14 protein-coding genes are annotated in these 15314 nt (G+C 71.4%); 3 read left to right on the top strand and 11 right to left on the bottom strand.

Features of this window, described 5'->3' with window-relative positions; genetic code table 11:
* Nucleotides 1-682: 682 nt before the first annotated feature.
* Nucleotides 683-1702: a tryptophan--tRNA ligase gene (gene trpS / locus ACZ56U_RS06120; protein ID WP_469082860.1), complete on the top strand. Its 1020-nt coding sequence runs from the start codon at nt 683-685 to the stop codon at nt 1700-1702.
* A gap of 44 nt (nt 1703-1746) precedes the next feature.
* Here trpS and proC read toward each other — a convergent pair whose 3' ends face one another.
* From proC to ACZ56U_RS06155, 7 genes are all read right to left on the bottom strand, one after another.
* Complete coding sequence (proC, locus tag ACZ56U_RS06125) at nt 1747-2556, bottom strand: pyrroline-5-carboxylate reductase (protein WP_469082861.1); 810 nt, start codon at nt 2554-2556, stop codon at nt 1747-1749.
* Nucleotides 2557-2663: 107 nt separating this feature from the next.
* A complete protein-coding gene (locus ACZ56U_RS06130; protein ID WP_469082862.1) occupies nt 2664-3464 on the bottom strand; it encodes an ABC transporter permease in 801 nt (266 codons plus the stop codon).
* Nucleotides 3461-4276, bottom strand: a complete 816-nt coding sequence (locus ACZ56U_RS06135) for an ABC transporter ATP-binding protein (protein WP_469082863.1) — start codon at nt 4274-4276, stop codon at nt 3461-3463. The genes ACZ56U_RS06130 and ACZ56U_RS06135 overlap by 4 nt, the downstream gene beginning before the upstream one ends.
* 703 nt (nt 4277-4979) lie before the next feature.
* The gene (locus tag ACZ56U_RS06140) at nt 4980-5741 is read right to left on the bottom strand and encodes a class I SAM-dependent methyltransferase (protein WP_469082864.1); all 762 of its coding nucleotides are present in this window, start codon (nt 5739-5741) and stop codon (nt 4980-4982) included.
* Between the two features lie 64 nt (nt 5742-5805).
* The gene (locus tag ACZ56U_RS06145; RefSeq protein ID WP_469082865.1) at nt 5806-6309 is read right to left on the bottom strand and encodes an EamA/RhaT family transporter; all 504 of its coding nucleotides are present in this window, start codon (nt 6307-6309) and stop codon (nt 5806-5808) included.
* Nucleotides 6310-6422: 113 nt separating this feature from the next.
* Nucleotides 6423-6731, bottom strand: coding sequence for a hypothetical protein (locus ACZ56U_RS06150; RefSeq protein ID WP_469083393.1), 309 nt, complete (start codon nt 6729-6731; stop codon nt 6423-6425).
* Nucleotides 6732-6915: 184 nt separating this feature from the next.
* Nucleotides 6916-7236, bottom strand: a complete 321-nt coding sequence (locus ACZ56U_RS06155; RefSeq protein WP_469082866.1) for an SH3 domain-containing protein — start codon at nt 7234-7236, stop codon at nt 6916-6918.
* A gap of 181 nt (nt 7237-7417) precedes the next feature.
* Here ACZ56U_RS06155 and ACZ56U_RS06160 point away from each other — a divergent pair, with 181 nt between their 5' ends.
* Nucleotides 7418-9514 carry a serine/threonine-protein kinase gene (locus ACZ56U_RS06160; RefSeq protein ID WP_469082867.1) on the top strand — a complete coding sequence of 699 codons (2097 nt, stop codon included), beginning with the start codon at nt 7418-7420 and terminating at the stop codon, nt 9512-9514.
* 50 nt (nt 9515-9564) lie between these two features.
* Here ACZ56U_RS06160 and ilvD read toward each other — a convergent pair whose 3' ends face one another.
* The 4 genes from ilvD to ACZ56U_RS06180 form a co-directional block, all read right to left on the bottom strand.
* Nucleotides 9565-11418 (bottom strand): dihydroxy-acid dehydratase, encoded by a 1854-nt coding sequence (ilvD, locus tag ACZ56U_RS06165; RefSeq protein ID WP_469082868.1) that lies wholly within the window; start codon nt 11416-11418, stop codon nt 9565-9567.
* 110 nt (nt 11419-11528) lie between these two features.
* Entirely contained in the window at nt 11529-12137 is a 609-nt protein-coding gene (locus tag ACZ56U_RS06170; protein ID WP_469082869.1) for a TetR/AcrR family transcriptional regulator, read from the bottom strand.
* Nucleotides 12134-12958: a sugar phosphate isomerase/epimerase family protein gene (locus ACZ56U_RS06175; protein WP_469082870.1), complete on the bottom strand. Its 825-nt coding sequence runs from the start codon at nt 12956-12958 to the stop codon at nt 12134-12136. Before ACZ56U_RS06175 ends, ACZ56U_RS06170 begins: the two co-directional genes overlap by 4 nt.
* A 469-nt stretch (nt 12959-13427) precedes the next feature.
* Entirely contained in the window at nt 13428-14360 is a 933-nt protein-coding gene (locus ACZ56U_RS06180) for a Ppx/GppA family phosphatase (protein ID WP_469082871.1), read from the bottom strand.
* 71 nt (nt 14361-14431) lie between these two features.
* On the opposite strand from ACZ56U_RS06180, the gene ACZ56U_RS06185 reads away from it, so the two are divergent.
* On the top strand, nt 14432-15313 hold the full coding sequence (locus ACZ56U_RS06185) for a DUF3109 family protein (protein WP_469082872.1): 882 nt from the start codon (nt 14432-14434) through the stop codon (nt 15311-15313).
* Nucleotide 15314: the final 1 nt, after the last annotated feature.

Here is a 15314-nt window from a genome sequence, read left to right on the forward strand (position 1 = left end):
CACGCTGTTGAGTTCTCAAGGAACGGACGCTTCCTTTGTACTCACCCTCTCGGGCTTTCCTCCGGGCTTTTCCCTTCGGTCTTGCGTTTCCGACTCTATCAGACCGTTTCCGGTTCCGATTTCCTCGGTGCTTTCAAGGTTCCCGCTCTCGCGTTTCCCTTTCCGGCGGATCCGACTCTATCAGATCCTTTCGGGCCTGACTCCCAGTCAGAGGGGCTTGTCCTCGCGGCTGTTGGGCCGTTCCGACGAGTGAGACTTTAGCGGATTCCGTTGCCCCGCGCTAATCGGGGCTGCGTTCTTTCGAACGCGGATTCCTCATTTCGCAAATACGCATGCCAATTCAATGACGGCAGCCGGATCGACGGCAGTCGACTGGTGGTTGGTACTTGCGGAATGGCTGTCCGGGGACCGACCGGGGTCGGCGCTCACGTCGGACAACTCGGAGAACAGTACGTAGGCGGGCCAGGCGTGTCAACTCACCGCCGTGCCGGTCCCTGGAGGCGTACCCTGGCCCACATGACGACGCGTACGTACACCCAGCAGTGGTGGGCCGCCTGACGGCGGCCGGACGTACGTATGCATCCAACGGCCGCCGCCTCGGCGGCCGTTCTCGTATCTCCCTCCAGAGCTCCTGAGGGCCGGCCGCCGGGCGCGGCGGTCTCGACCAGGAGGTGGAGTAGAGATGACGCGGGTCTTCAGTGGGGTCAAGCCGACCGGGCATCTGACGCTGGGGAACTACCTCGGGGCCATGCGGCGGTGGGCGGCCGTCGATCAGCATCAGGCCGACGCCCTGTTCTGTGTGGTCGACCTGCACGCGCTGACCGTGGACCACGATCCGGCGCGGGTGCAGCGGCTCAGCAGGCAGGCGGCGACGTTGCTGCTGGCCTCGGGGCTGGATCCGGAGCTCTGCACCGTATTCGTACAGAGTCATGTCGACGAGCACGCGCGGCTGTCGTACGTACTGGAGTGCGTGGCCACGGACGGCGAGATGCGGCGGATGATCCAGTACAAGGAGAAGGCCGCGCGGGAGCGGGAGCGGGGCGGGAGTGTGCGGCTGTCGCTGCTGACGTATCCCGTGCTGATGGCTGCGGACATCCTGGCGTACGGGACCGACGAGGTGCCGGTCGGGGACGACCAGACGCAGCACGTGGAGCTGACGCGGGACATCGCGGTGCGGTTCAACCAGCGCTACGGGCACACCTTCGTGGTGCCCCGGGCGACGCCGCCCGCGGTGGGAGCGCGGGTCATGAACCTTCAGGACCCCGTCTCGAAGATGGGGAAGAGCGATGACACCGGGCCCGGGATCGTCTATCTGCTCGACGAGCCGGACGTGGTGCGCAAGAAGGTCATGCGGGCCGTGACCGACAGCGGGCGTGAGGTCGTGTACGACCGGGAGACGCGGCCGGGACTCGCGAACCTGCTGGAGATCCTCGCTGCGTGCACGGGTGGGAACCCGGAGGAGCTGAGCGGTGTATATGAGACGTACGGCGCCTTGAAGAAGGACACCGCGGAGGCCGTGGTCGAGGTCCTCAGGCCCGTGCAGGAGAGGCACAAGGCGTTGTGCGCGGATCCTGGCTATGTGGAGGGGGTGCTGCGGGATGGTGCGCGGAAGGCTCGGGCGATGGCGCGGCCGACTGTCGATGCGGCGTACCGGGCGATCGGGTTGCTGCCGGCGGCCGCGGATATCGCGGTGACCGTGTAGGGCGTGCGCGGGCCGCTCTGCGGGGTGAGGGCGGCCGGGCGGCGTCAGCTGTTGCCGGAGGCCAGTTCGCGGCTGCGGTCGCGGGCGGCTTCGAGGGCGGCGATGAGGGCTGCTCGTACGCCGTGGTTCTCGAGTTCGCGGATGGCGCTGATCGTGGTGCCCGCGGGGGACGTGACGTTCTCGCGGAGCTTGACCGGGTGCTCGCCGCTGTCGCGGAGCATCGTGGCGGCGCCGATCGCGGACTGGACGATGAGGTCGTGGGCCTTGTCGCGGGGCAGGCCGAGCAGGATGCCGGCGTCCGTCATGGCTTCGACCAGGTAGAAGAAGTACGCCGGGCCGGAGCCGGAGAGGGCGGTGCAGGCGTCCTGCTGGGACTCGGGGACGCGGAGCGTCTTGCCGACGGCGCCGAAGATCTCCTCGGCGTGGGCGAGGTGCTCGGCGGTGGCATGGCTGCCGGCGGAGATGACGGACATGGCCTCGTCGACGAGGGCGGGGGTGTTCGTCATGACGCGGACGACCGGGGTGCCCGCTGCGAGGCGCTCCTCGAAGAAGGAGGTGGGGATGCCCGCCGCGCCGCTGATGATCAGGCGGTCGGTGGGGACGTGCGGGGCGAGTTCGTCGAGGAGGGTGCCCATGTCCTGCGGCTTGACCGTGAGGATCAGGGTGTCGGCGGTCTTGGCGGCCTCGGCGTTGGTGACCGGGCTGACTCCGTAGCGCGCGCGGAGCTCTTCGGCCCGTTCCTGGCGGCGGGCGGTGACCAGGAGGTCGGCGGGGGCCCAGCCGCCTCGGATCATTCCGCTGAGCAGGGCTTCGCCGATCTTGCCGGTGCCGAGGACTGCGACTTTCTGGGTCATGGCTGCGGGTGCCCTCCGGGGTTCTCGTCGTCCGGGGTTCATCCTCGCACCGGGGGTGGGTGTGCGGCTCGGCTGTCCGGCTGGCGGGATGTGGGCGGCGGGGTCCGCTATGCCGTGCGTCGGCGCAGCGTCGCCGCTCCCAGGGCCAGGACCAGCAGGGCGCAGCCGGCCACGATCAGCGCGTCGCGGACGAAGGCGGCGGTCATGTCGGTGTGCCTGAGGACTTCGTTCATGCCGTCGACGGCGTAGGACATGGGCAGGACGTCGGAGATGGCCTCCAGGACGGGGTGCATGTTGTCGCGCGGGGTGAAGAGTCCGCAGAGGAGGAGCTGGGGGAAGATCACGGCCGGCATGAACTGGACGGCCTGGAACTCGGAGGCGGCGAAGGCCGAGACGAAGAGGCCGAGGGCGGTGCCGAGGAGGGCGTCGAGCAGGGCGACCAGGAGGAGCAGCCAGGGGCTACCGGTGACGTCCAGGCCGAGGAACCAGACGGCGAGGCCGGTGGCCAGGGCGGACTGGATGATCGCGAGGGTGCCGAAGGCGAGGGCGTAGCCGGCGATGAGGTCGCCTTTGCCGAGCGGCAGGGCGAGGAGGCGTTCGAGGGTGCCGGAGGTGCGTTCGCGCAGGGTGGCGATGGAGGTGACCAGGAACATCGTGATCAGCGGGAAGATCCCGAGGAGGGAGGCGCCGATGCTGTCGAAGGTGCGTGGGCTGCCGTCGAAGACGTAGCGGAGCAGGAACAGCATCACGCAGGGGATGAGGATCATCAGCGCGATGGTGCGGGGGTCGTGGCGTAGCTGGCGCAGGACCCGGGCCGCGGTGGCGGTGGTGCGGGAGAGGTTGAGGGCGCTGGTCGGGGCGGGGGTGACGGGCGCGGTGGTGGTCGTGGCGGCGGGCGTGGTGCTCATCGGGTGGTCTCTTCTTTCTTGCGTCCGGCCGCGACGGCCTCGTCGACGAGGTGCAGGAAGGCCGCTTCGACGGTCTCGGTGCCGGTGCGGGTGCGCAGGGCGTCGGGGGTGTCGTCGGCGAGGATCCGGCCCTCGCGCATGAGGAGGAGGCGGTGGCAGCGCTCGGCCTCGTCCATGACGTGGGAGGAGATGAGGAGGGTCGCTCCGCGCCGGGTGGCGATGTCGTGGAAGAGGGTCCACAGGTCGCGGCGGAGTACGGGGTCGAGGCCGACGGTGGGTTCGTCCAGGACCAGCAGTTCGGGGGTGCCGAGGAGGGCGACGGCCAGGGAGACGCGGCTGCGCTGGCCACCGGAGAGGTTGCCGGCGAGGGCGTCGGCGTGGCTGGTGAGGTCGACGTCCTCGATGACGCGGGTGACGTCGGCATGCCGTCGGTCGGCGGCCGCGTGGCCGGGGGCGAGGATCGCGGCGAAGTAGTCGAGGTTCTGGCGGACGGTCAGGTCGTCGTAGACGGAGGGGGCTTGGGTGACGTAGCCGATGCGGGTGCGCAGGGTGGCGTGGCCGGCGGGGTGGCCGAGGACGTCGAGGGTGCCGGTGATCTTGGCCTGGGTGCCGACGATGGAGCGCATGAGGGTGGACTTGCCGCATCCGGAGGGGCCGAGCAGTCCGGTGATCTGGCCGCGCGGGACGGTGAAGTCGAGGCCGCGCAGGACGGTACGGGGGCCGCGGACGACGGTGAGGCCCTCGGCTCGGACTGCGGGGGTCTGGAGGCTCGCCGTGCCGGTGTCGGGTGGCCCGGAGGAGTAATTCATCATGTGATGAATAATGCTCCTGTGGCCGGACACCGTCAAGCGCGGTGCGTTCGGGGCACAGGCGGGCGGAGGGGTGATCGGAGAGAGGTGGGACGGCAACCTGGCGCTCTGCGCGGGCTCAGGTCCCGGCGAGCAGGCGGTCCGGCAGTCCTCGTGGGGCCCGGGGGCCAGGTGCCCCAGGGACCCGGGCAGCCACCGCCCTACGCGGGGCCCGGTCCCGGCGAGCGGACGGCCCGGCAGACCTACCGCCCTGCTCGTGGGCCCCAGACCCCGGTGGCCCAGGGACCCGGGCAGCCCCACCGCCCTACGCGGGACCCGGTCCCGGCGAGCAGACGGCCCGGCAGACCTACCGCCCTGCTCATGGGCCCCAGACCCCGGTGACCCAAGGGTCCGGGCGACCCCACCGCCCTACGCGGGCCCGGCCACGGCGAGTAGGCCAAGGCACTCGGGCGCCCCGCTCCTGGGACCCAGGGGTCCGGCGCCCCTGTCACCCTGCGCGTGACCCCAGGGTCCAGCGGTCCTGCCGCCCCGCTCGTATCACCCCAGGGTCCAGCGGCCCTGTCATTGACCCAGGGTCCAGCGGCCCTGTCACCCTCCCGTGTGACCCCAGGGTCCAGCGGCCCTGCCCGCCCCGCTCGTGGAACCCAGGGTCCCGGCGCGCCCGGGGTCCGCGGGGTCCGCGTGCCTCCCGCCCCGTGCTTCGGGCTCAGGGTTTGGCGAGCAGCAGGATGACGTCGTAGACCTCCTCCAGGACACCGTCCGGGAAGGTGCGTAGGAGGTGGGCGCGCTCCTCGGCGAGGAAGGCGGCGGTGGCCTGCTCGCTCTGGACCAGGAAGGTGGAGTGGCTGCCGAGGTTGGCGAGGTGGGTGTCGACGGTGACGCGGCGGCTCCAGCGGACCTCGCGGCGGGTGAAGGCGAGGCGGTCGGCGGGGTCGGCGACGTGGGCGTTGACGTTCAGTTTCTCCTCGGCGATGTTCAGGCCGAGGTGGCGTTCGACGCGGCGGGCGGCCTCGGCGATCCAGGGCACGTCGAGGGCCTCGGTGTTCCACCACAGGGCGAGCGCGCCGCCCGGGCGCAGGACGCGGACGGCTTCCGGGATCGCACGGCTCGGGTCGGTCCAGTGCCAGGCCTGGGCGTAGGTGAGGAGGTCGGCGGAGTCGTCGGCGAGGGGCAGGGTGTTGCCGTCGCCGCGGACGACCGGGATGTCGGGGTGGCCGCGTCGGAACTCGGCGGCCATGCCGTCGCCGGGTTCGACGGCGAGCACGTCGGCGCCGCGGGCGTGCAGCAGGGCGGTCGCTATGCCGGTGCCGGCGCCGATGTCCACGACGCGGGAGCCGGTGAGCGGGCGGCCGGCGAGGTCCTCGATCGCGTCGAAGAGGGCGGGCGGGTAGGAGGGGCGGTTCGTCGCGTACTGGGCTGCGACCGCGTTGAAGGAGTGGGCGCGGTCGGTGTGCGAGGGAGCCGTCATACGGCCATGGTGACCGGGTCCGGGGTCCGCGGTGGTGGTTTTCCGGTGGGCGGCGCGGGGCCGGTCAGGAGCGGCGACGCTTCTTCGAGGGGTTGCCGGTACGGCGGGAGGTGCGCTTCTCGTACTGCTGGACGGCGTCCTCGTACTCCTCGCGGTGGAGCTTCTCGCCCGGGGCCTCGGTGAGGGAGCGGAAGAAGTAGGCGAGGAGGGAGCCGACGAAGCCGATGGCGAGCAGGCCGCGCAGGGACGCCTGGCGGTCGGGGTCGGCGCGCCGGGTGAAGCCGCTCCAGGTGTGGCGGAAGGCGAGGGCGCTGCAGATCGCGAACATCACGACCATGAGCAGGGTGACGAAGCTGCCGATGTCCGCGATCTGGAGCCCCTGGAAGGCGAAGCGCAGGACCAGGCAGGAGAGGACCGCGACGGCGAGGGAGCCGACGGCCGCGCCGATCCGGCGGAGGGTGTAGCCGTCGGTGTGGTCGACCCCTGTGGTGCCGAAGAAACGGATGGGTTCCGGGCGGGGGCCGGTCGGGGAGCCCGCGCTTGCCTGGGTGCCGTGTTCGTCGCTCACGCGTCGATTATGGCTGCGGGTGGGCGCGGGCTCCGCGGGGGCTCAGCCGCGTGCGGTCACGTAGCCGCCGCCGGCCTCGGCACCGCCGCCGAGGCCTCCGTACGGGGAGTGCGTCAGGCGCACCGGGGGGCGACGTAAGTGTCGCTCCCGGTCTGGACGTAGGTGTCCGAGACGAACTCGCCGTTGCCGACGTTGTCCCAGATGCTGCTGGTGCCGTACGGGCCGGTGATCGTCTGACCCTGGGTCTGGCAGTAGACCGGCACCTTCGCGCCCTCGGGGAGGACGCGGGTGATGGCGTAGCTCGTGCTCGGGCCGTTGCGGACGTTCAGGCGGTAGCCGGGGGCGGTGTCGTAGTACCGCGTCGCGGCCTCGGCGTGCGCGGCGCCGACCATGAGCAGGGCGCCGGTGAGACCGGCGAGCATGGCGGAGCGGCGCTTCAGGGATGGCATGGGGACCTCGGTGGGTGTGGTGGGGCGGAAACAGAGGGACGCGATCGTGGTGCTCGGCGTCCGGCGTCCGGCAGCGGCGTCCGGGAGGCGGGTCGCCGACTCGGCCCCCTCGGGCAGGACGTCGGCGATCCGATCCCTCACGTACTGGCCGGGTGGGTCAGATGGAGCAGCGGGGCCGGATGTAGCCGTCGCTGCCGGTGTTCACGTAGGCGTCCGAGACGTACTTGCCGTTGGCGATCGAGTCCCAGATGTTGGTCGTGCCGTAGGGCCCGCTGACGTTCGTGCCAGGGGTCTGGCAGATGATCGCGACCTTGGAGCCCTCGGGGAGGTTGTCCACGATCGGATAGCCGGTGCCGGGACCGCTGCGCACGTTGAGCCGCACGCCCGGGGCGATCGAGTAGTAGCGCACGGTCGTCGCCGTGGCCGCGGCGGTCTCCCGCTCGTTGCCCTCAGCCTCTTCGACGCTGTCAACAGACATGAAAGTCCTCCCCCGTTGAGCCCCACGCGTGCCGTGGGGCCCGTTGATTCCCCTGCGCCACGTCACTAAACAGACGTGCGCAACTCGAACACGAACGCTAGCAAGCCGCCTCTGTCTCGTACGAGTCATCGACTAGGCTCCGTGCGTCGCGCGCGCGGACGAACAGCACGGGGGTGGTCCCATGGCGCCACATCAGAACGCCGGAGCGGGCGCGGAAGCGGAACTTCCCGATTACGCCGGTCACTACCGTCTGGAGTCCCGTCTGGGGTCCGGTGGCATGGGCGTCGTGCATCGCGCCCGCAGTGCCTCGGGGATGACGCTCGCGGTGAAGATCGTGCATGCCGAATTCGCCAAGGACCCGGAGTTCAGGGGCCGTTTCCGGCAAGAGGTGGCTGCCGCGCGGAAGGTCAGCGGTGCGTTCACCGCGCCGGTCGTCGATGCCGACCCCGAGGCCGACCGGCCGTGGATGGCCACCCTGTTCATTCCCGGGCCGACGCTCGCCGACGAGGTGAAGCGGAACGGCCCCATGAGCGCTGCGCAGTTGCGGCGGCTGATGGCCGGGCTCGCCGAGGCGCTGCGCGACATCCACCGGGTCGGCGTCGTCCACCGTGATCTCAAGCCGAGCAACGTCCTGCTCGCCGAGGACGGTCCGAAGGTCATCGACTTCGGTATCTCCCGGCCGAAGGACAGTGAACTGCGCACCGAGACCGGGAAGTTGATCGGCACGCCGCCGTTCATGGCACCCGAGCAGTTCCGGCGCCCCCGGGAGGTGGGGCCGGCCGCCGACATCTTCGCGCTGGGTTCGGTGATCGTGCACGCGGCCACGGGGCGTGGGCCGTTCGACTCCGACAGCCCGTATGTCGTCGCCTACCAGGTGGTGCACGACGAGCCGGACCTGACCGGCGTACCGGAGAACCTCGCGCCGCTCGTCGAGCGGTGTCTGGCCAAGGAGCCCGAGGACCGGCCCACGCCCGACGAGTTGATGCGGGAGCTGCGGTCGGTCGCGGCCTCGTACGACACGCAGACGTTCATACCCGCGCAGCGGACCGGTGACAGGCCCGGGCCGGAGCGGCGCGCCGAGGACAACGCGCCCTCCCCCAGGCGGCGTTCGTGGAAGGCGATGGGGTTCGGGGCCGGGGCACTGGTCCTCGCCGTCCTCGTGACACTGGTCTCGCTCCCGTTCCTGAACGAGGAGGGCGCCTCAGCGAAGAGCGGCCCGAACTCCACCACGGCCGCCGGTTTCAGGCCGTGGGCCGAGAAGCCGGCGGGCGAGGACGGCGGCCTCCCCCGGTGTGCGAACGGGCCACGACAACTGCTGTGCGCGCAGACCGGGTTGGTCACCGCGCTCGATCCGGCCGACGGCCGGGTGCTGTGGCGGCACGCGCTCGGCGAGGGAGAGGCCACCGGGGAGGCGCCGGTCCTGTCCGGGGGCCTGGTCCATGTGCTGACGCACGCGGGCAAGCGGATCCTCGCGCTCGATCCGGCGTCGGGCGGCACGCGCTGGGAGCTGGACGTCTCCGCGTATCGCAGCTTCGTGCACGCACGCGGCATGCTGCTGCTGACGGGCAAGGACGGCAAGGTCACCGGCGTCGACAGCGCGTCGGGCGAGACCCGGTGGAGCCGACGGATACCCGGGTTGAGCGCCCAGTACCTCGACGTGTTCCCCGGCAGCCCCTGGGCGTACGCCACGACGAGTACGGCCGGCGGAACACGCACCCGTGTCACGGCGGTGGATCCGGCCACCGGCGAGGTGCGCTGGGACGAGCGGCTCGACGGAAGGCTCAGCCCTGTCGGCGCCTCGGCCGACAGCGTCTTCTTCCTCGCCGGCGGTGGCTACTACGACGCGGCGAACGCCGTGGTCCGCTACGACACCGCCTCCAAAGCCTCCCGGCGGGTGGCGTTGGCCGCGCCCGCCGACCAGGCGCAGGCCGCCGTGCACGGCGACATCGTCTATCTCGTGGGGGCCGGCGGATCGATGGTGGCCGTCGACATGGACGCGCAGAAGCGGTTGTGGGCGCTCGAGACGTCGGTGAGCCAGAGTTCGGCGCCCGTGACCGACGGCCGCCACGTCTACGTCACCGCCCCCGACGGGCGACTGCTCGCCGTGTCCGTCGACGGCGGAGAGCTGATCGGGCAGACGCCGCTGCGGCTCGGCCGGGAGACCGACCAGGTCACCTCGTCCTTGCCGGTCCCCGTCCTCACCGCCGGCCATCTCTACGCCACCGCCCCCGACGGCACCGTCTTCGCGGTCGACCCCCGCTCCCCCAGCGCCTGGTGACACGGGAAGGGCCGCCCCCGAAGGGACGGCCCCGCTGAACGCGACCCGGTTCAGCCCAGCTTCGAGACGTCCCGCACCGCGCCCTTGTCCGCGCTCGTCGCCATCGCGGCGTACGCCTTCAGCGCGGCCGAGACCTTGCGCTCGCGGTTCTTCGGGGCGTACACCCCGCCCAGCGCGGCCTCGCGGCGGGCGAGCTCGGCGTCGTCGACGAGGAGCTCGATGGTGCGGCCCGGGATGTCGATGCGGATGCGGTCGCCGTCCTCGACGAGGGCGATCGTGCCGCCGGCCGCGGCCTCGGGGGACGCGTGGCCGATGGACAGACCCGACGTGCCGCCGGAGAAGCGGCCGTCGGTGATCAGGGCGCAGGCCTTGCCGAGGCCGCGGCCCTTGAGGTACGAGGTCGGGTAGAGCATCTCCTGCATGCCGGGGCCGCCCTTGGGGCCCTCGTAGCGGATGACGACGACGTCGCCCTCCTTGACCTGCTGGGTGAGGATCTTCTGGACGGCTTCTTCCTGGGACTCGCAGACGACCGCGGGGCCCTCGAAGGTCCAGATGGACTCGTCGACGCCGGCCGTCTTCACGACGCAGCCGTCGACCGCGAGGTTGCCCTTGAGGACGGCCAGGCCGCCGTCCTTGGAGTACGCGTGCTCGGCGCTGCGGATGCAGCCGCCCTCGGCGTCCTCGTCGAGCGTGTCCCAGCGCTCCGACTGGGAGAAGGCCTCCGCCGAGCGGACGCAGCCCGGGGCCGCGTGCCACAGGTCGAGCGCCTCGGGCGACGGGGAGCCGCCGCGCACGTCCCAGGTCTTCAGCCAGTCCGCCAGGGACGGGCTGTGGACCGAGTGGACGTCCTCCCGCAGCAGGCCCGCGCGGTGCAGTTCGCCGAGCAGGGCGGGGATGCCGCCGGCGCGGTGCACGTCCTCCATGTAGTACGTGCGGTTCTTGGCGACGTTCGGGGCCACCTTCGCCAGGCACGGGACCCGGCGGGAGACGGCGTCGATCTCCTCCAGACCGAAGGGGACGCCGGCCTCCTGGGCCGCCGCCAGCAGGTGCAGGATCGTGTTGGTCGAGCCGCCCATGGCGATGTCGAGGGCCATGGCGTTCTCGAAGGCCGCGAAGGAGGCGATCGCGCGCGGCAGGACCGTCTCGTCGTCCTGCTCGTAATAGCGGCGGGTGATGTCCATCACCGTGCGCGCCGCGTCCTCGTAGAGGCGGCGGCGGGCCGTGTGCGTGGCCAGGGTGGAGCCGTTGCCCGGGAGGGAGAGGCCGATGGCCTCGGTCAGGCAGTTCATCGAGTTGGCCGTGAACATGCCGGAACAGGAGCCGCAGGTCGGACAGGCGTTCTCCTCGATGCGGAGCATGTCCTCATCGGAGATCTTGTCGTTCACCGCGTCGGACATCGCGTCGACCAGGTCGAGCGTGCGGACCGAGCCGTCGACCAGCGTGGCGCGGCCGGACTCCATCGGGCCGCCGGAGACGAAGACCGTGGGGATGTTCAGCCGCAGGGCGGCGTTGAGCATGCCCGGGGTGATCTTGTCGCAGTTGGAGATGCAGATCAGGGCGTCGGCGCAGTGGGCCTCGACCATGTACTCGACCGAGTCCGCGATCAGGTCGCGGGAGGGCAGGGAGTACAGCATGCCGCCGTGGCCCATGGCGATGCCGTCGTCCACCGCGATGGTGTTGAACTCGCGCGGGATGCCGCCGGCCTCCACGATCGCCTGGCTGACGATCCGGCCGACCGGCTGGAGGTGGGTGTGCCCGGGCACGAACTCGGTGAAGGAGTTGGCCACGGCGATGATCGGCTTCCGTCCGATGTCCGCGCCGGGTACACCGGAGGCACGCATAAGGGCGCGGGCGCCCGCCATGTTGCGGCCGTGGGTGACTGTGCGGGACCTCAGATCGGGCATCGTCGTTCGCTCCTTCAGACAGATAGGGCTGCTATCGAGCGTACGCCGGTCATCCAGGGTACGGACACCATGTCCGTCATACGGGACGACCGTCTCACCTCACACGGCGCTCAGGGGTCCGTCAGATGCCCCTGCACCACCGGCGCCAGCCGAGCGATGATCTGCTCCACGTCCGCCGACGCCAGCGGTTCCACCTTGATCACGTACCGGAGCATGGCCGTCCCCACCAACTGCGCGGCCGCCAGCTCGGCACGCAGTTCGGCGTCCGGCAGATCGACCTGGGCGGCGATACGGCGCATCAGCTGGGAGGCGACGATACGGCGGAAGACGGCGGCCGCGGTCTCGTTGTTGACCGCGGAGCGGACGATCGCCAGCAGGGGCGTACGGGTGGCCGGGTTCTCCCAGACACCGAACACAAAGCGGGTCAGACGCTCGCCGACGCCCTCCAGCGGGCCGTCGGCGACCGCCTCCCCCGCGCCGAACGCGGGAGCCGCGGCCAGCTCGATCGCCGCCTCGAAGACCTGCTCCTTGGTGCCGAAGTAGTGGTGCACCAGCGCCGCGTCGACGCCCGCCGTCTTGGCGATGGCGCGCACCGACGTCTTCTCGTAGCCCCGCTCGGAGAACTCCTCGCGGGCCGCGGTCAGGATGCGGTCGCGGGTGTCGGCCGATTCCGTACGAGGGGGGCGGCCCCGTCCGCGCGCGGCGACCGGGCCGGTCACGGCCTCGGCACCTTCACCGGCGACGCCAGGTGGAGGCGGGTGAACGCCAGCGCCTCCGCCAGGTCGGCCTCACGTTCGGCACTGGACATCGCCCGGCGGGTGTTGACCTCGACGACGACATGGCCGTCGAAGCCGGTCAGGGCGAGACGTTCCAGCAGCTCGGCGCAGGGCTGGGTGCCGCGCCCGGGGACCAGGTGCTCGTCCTTGGCCGAGCCCCGCCCGTCGGCGAGGTGGACGTGGCCGAGGCGGTCCCCCATCCGGTCGACCATCTCCAGCGCGTCGGAACGGGCCGTCGCCGAATGGCTGAGGTCGATCGTGAAGTGGCGGTAGTCCTCTTTCGTCACGTCCCAGTCGGGGGCGTACGCGAGCATCTCGCGGTCGCGGTAGCGCCAGGGGTACATGTTCTCGACGGCGAAGCGGACGTCGGTCTCGTTCGCCATCCGCCAGATGCCGCTGACGAAGTCGCGGGCGTACTGGCGCTGCCAGCGGAACGGCGGGTGGACGACGACGGTGGACGCCCCGAGCTTCTCGGCGGCCGCCCGGGCGCGCTGGAGCTTGACCCAGGGGTCGGTGGACCACACGCGCTGCGTGATGAGCAAACACGGGGCGTGGACGGCGAGGACGGGGATCCGGTGGTAGTCGGAGAGGCGGCGCAGGGCTTCGATGTCCTGGCTCACCGGGTCGGTCCACACCATGACCTCGACACCGTCGTAGCCGAGGCGTGCGGCAATCTCGAAGGCCGTCGCCGTGGACTCCGGGTAGACGGAGGCCGTGGAGAGCGCCACCTTCGCATCCGGGATCCGTACGACTGGTTCTGCCACGGGGGCCAGCCTAAAGGGTCGGGTCGGGTGGGTGCGGGGTCCCTGTTCGTCGTTGTGGTGCTCGCCACGCGCGCGTGCGGGGCGCTTGTTCGCTGTCGTGGTGCTCGCCGCGCGCGGGGCGCCTGTACGTGTGCGGGGCGCCTGGTCGCTGTTGTGGTGCTCACCACGCCCGCGTGCGGGACGCCTGTTCGCCGTCGTGGTGCCCGCCACGCGCGCGGGGCGCCTGTACGTGTGCGGGGCGCCTGGTCGCTGTTGTGGTGCTCACCACGCCCGCGTGCGGGACGCCTGTTCGCCGTCGTGGTGCCCGCCACGCGCGCGGGGCGCCTGTACGTGTGCGGGGCGCCTGGTCGCTGTTGTGGTGCTCACCACGCCCGCGTGCCGGACGCCTGTTCGCCGTCATGGTGCACGCCACGCGCGCGTGCGGGTGCGTGCGGGGTCTCTCGGGCGGTGCCGTGCTCCTCCGCGTGCGTCACGCGGAGCCCATGTGATCGAGTCGCCGCAGGATGACGCCCTCACGCAGCGCCCACGGACAGATCTCCAGGGTCTCCACGCCGAACAGGTCCATCGCGCCCTCGGCCACCAGGGCCCCCGCGAGCAGCTGACCCGCGCGGCCCTCGGACACCCCGGGCAGCTCCGCGCGCTCCACGGTCGTCATGCCCGCCAGCTGCGGCACCCATGCCTCCAGGGACTCCCGCTTCAGCTCGCGCTGGACGTAGAGGCCCTCGGCGGAGCGGGCGGCGCCGGCGAGACGGGCCAGCTGCTTGAAGGTCTTGGAGGTGCCGACCACGTGGTCCGGGGCGCCGAAGCGGGTGAACTCGCCGACGGTCCGGGCTATCTGGGCGCGGACATGGCGCCGTAGCGCCCGTACGTCCTCCGGGTCCGGGAGGTCGCCGGGCAGCCAGCCCGCCGTGAGCCGCCCGGCGCCCAGCGGCAGCGAGACCGCCGCGTCGGGCTCCTCGTCGAGGCCGTAGGCGATCTCCAGGGAGCCACCGCCGATGTCGAGGACCAGCAGCTTCCCCGCCGACCAGCCGAACCAGCGGCGGGCGGCGAGGAAGGTGAGCCGGGCCTCCTCGGCGCCGGTGAGGACCTGGAGCTCGACGCCGGTCTCGGCCTGCACGCGCGCGAGGACGTCGTCGGCGTTGCTGGCCTCGCGCACCGCGGAGGTGGCGAACGGCAGCACGTCCTCGGCGCCCTTGTCCTCGGCGGCCTGGAGGGCCTCCTGGACGACGCGGATCAGTTTGTCGATCCCCTCGGGGCCTATCGCCCCGTCCTCGTCGAGAAGTTGGGCAAGGCGCAGCTCCGCCTTGTGCGAGTGCGCGGGCAGCGGGCAGGCGCCCGGGTGCGCGTCCACCACCAGCAGATGCACCGTGTTCGATCCCACGTCGAGGACACCGAGTCTCATGGACGGAACGCTACTGCCACCTGCGCGGTCGGCAGTCCTCGGAGTCTTGCCAAGCCACTTACCCTGGACATGTGCCAAAGACGAAAAAGGCGAAGACCGACAAATCCTCCGGCGGGCCTTCGCAGGCGAAGTCGCCGGTGAGGTCGGAGCCGGGATCACCGGCGTCACCGATGTCATCGAAGAAGGCGAAGCGGGCCCTGGCGGGCGACGAGAAGGGGCTCGACTTCGCGCGCGCGTGGGTGGAGTTCCCTGATCCGGCGGACGACGAGCAGGTCTTCCGCTGTGATCTGACATGGCTGACCTCGCGCTGGAACTGCATCTTCGGCAGCGGCTGCCAGGGCATCCAGGCGGGCCGCGCGGCCGACGGGTGCTGCACGCTCGGCGCCCACTTCTCCGACGAGGACGACGAGAAGCGGGTCGCCGGACATGTGGCCAGACTCACTCCGGAGATCTGGCAGTTCCACGACGAGGGCACCGAGCACGGCTGGATCTCGGAGGACGAGGACGGCGACCGCCAGACCCGCCCCTACAACGGCTCGTGCATCTTCCAGAACCGTCCCGGCTTCGCCGGCGGCGCGGGCTGCTCCCTGCACATCCTGGCGCTGCGGGAGGGCCGGGAGCCGCTGGAGACCAAGCCGGACGTCTGCTGGCAGCTTCCGGTGCGACGGACGTACGAGTGGATCGACCGGCCCGACGACACCCGGGTGCTCCAGGTGTCGATCGGTGAGTACGACCGCCGCGGCTGGGGTCCGGGCGGCCACGACCTGCACTGGTGGTGCACCTCGGCGACCTCGGCGCACGGCGCGGGCGACCCGGTGTACGTCTCCTACCGGCCGGAGCTGACCGAGCTGATGGGCAAGGCGGGCTACGACCGGCTGGTCGAGCTGTGCGAGCAGCGGCTGGCCGCGCAGCTGCCCCTGGTGGCCCCGCACCCCGCGGACCCGGTCGGCTAGG

The organism is Streptomyces sp. NPDC034103, from assembly GCF_055575395.1.

What these genes read in the sequence shown, in the direction of transcription:
- trpS (WP_469082860.1), top strand. Translation starts at nt 683, where the DNA reads ATGACGCGGGTCTTCAGTGGGGTCAAGCCGACCGGGCATCTGACGCTG.
- proC (WP_469082861.1), bottom strand. Translation starts at nt 2,556, where the DNA reads ATGACCCAGAAAGTCGCAGTCCTCGGCACCGGCAAGATCGGCGAAGCC.
- ACZ56U_RS06130 (WP_469082862.1), bottom strand. Translation starts at nt 3,464, where the DNA reads ATGAGCACCACGCCCGCCGCCACGACCACCACCGCGCCCGTCACCCCC.
- ACZ56U_RS06135 (WP_469082863.1), bottom strand. Translation starts at nt 4,276, where the DNA reads ATGATGAATTACTCCTCCGGGCCACCCGACACCGGCACGGCGAGCCTC.
- ACZ56U_RS06140 (WP_469082864.1), bottom strand. Translation starts at nt 5,741, where the DNA reads ATGACGGCTCCCTCGCACACCGACCGCGCCCACTCCTTCAACGCGGTC.
- ACZ56U_RS06150 (WP_469083393.1), bottom strand. Translation starts at nt 6,731, where the DNA reads ATGCTCGCCGGTCTCACCGGCGCCCTGCTCATGGTCGGCGCCGCGCAC.
- ACZ56U_RS06155 (WP_469082866.1), bottom strand. Translation starts at nt 7,236, where the DNA reads ATGTCTGTTGACAGCGTCGAAGAGGCTGAGGGCAACGAGCGGGAGACC.
- ACZ56U_RS06160 (WP_469082867.1), top strand. Translation starts at nt 7,418, where the DNA reads ATGGCGCCACATCAGAACGCCGGAGCGGGCGCGGAAGCGGAACTTCCC.
- ilvD (WP_469082868.1), bottom strand. Translation starts at nt 11,418, where the DNA reads ATGCCCGATCTGAGGTCCCGCACAGTCACCCACGGCCGCAACATGGCG.
- ACZ56U_RS06180 (WP_469082871.1), bottom strand. Translation starts at nt 14,360, where the DNA reads ATGAGACTCGGTGTCCTCGACGTGGGATCGAACACGGTGCATCTGCTG.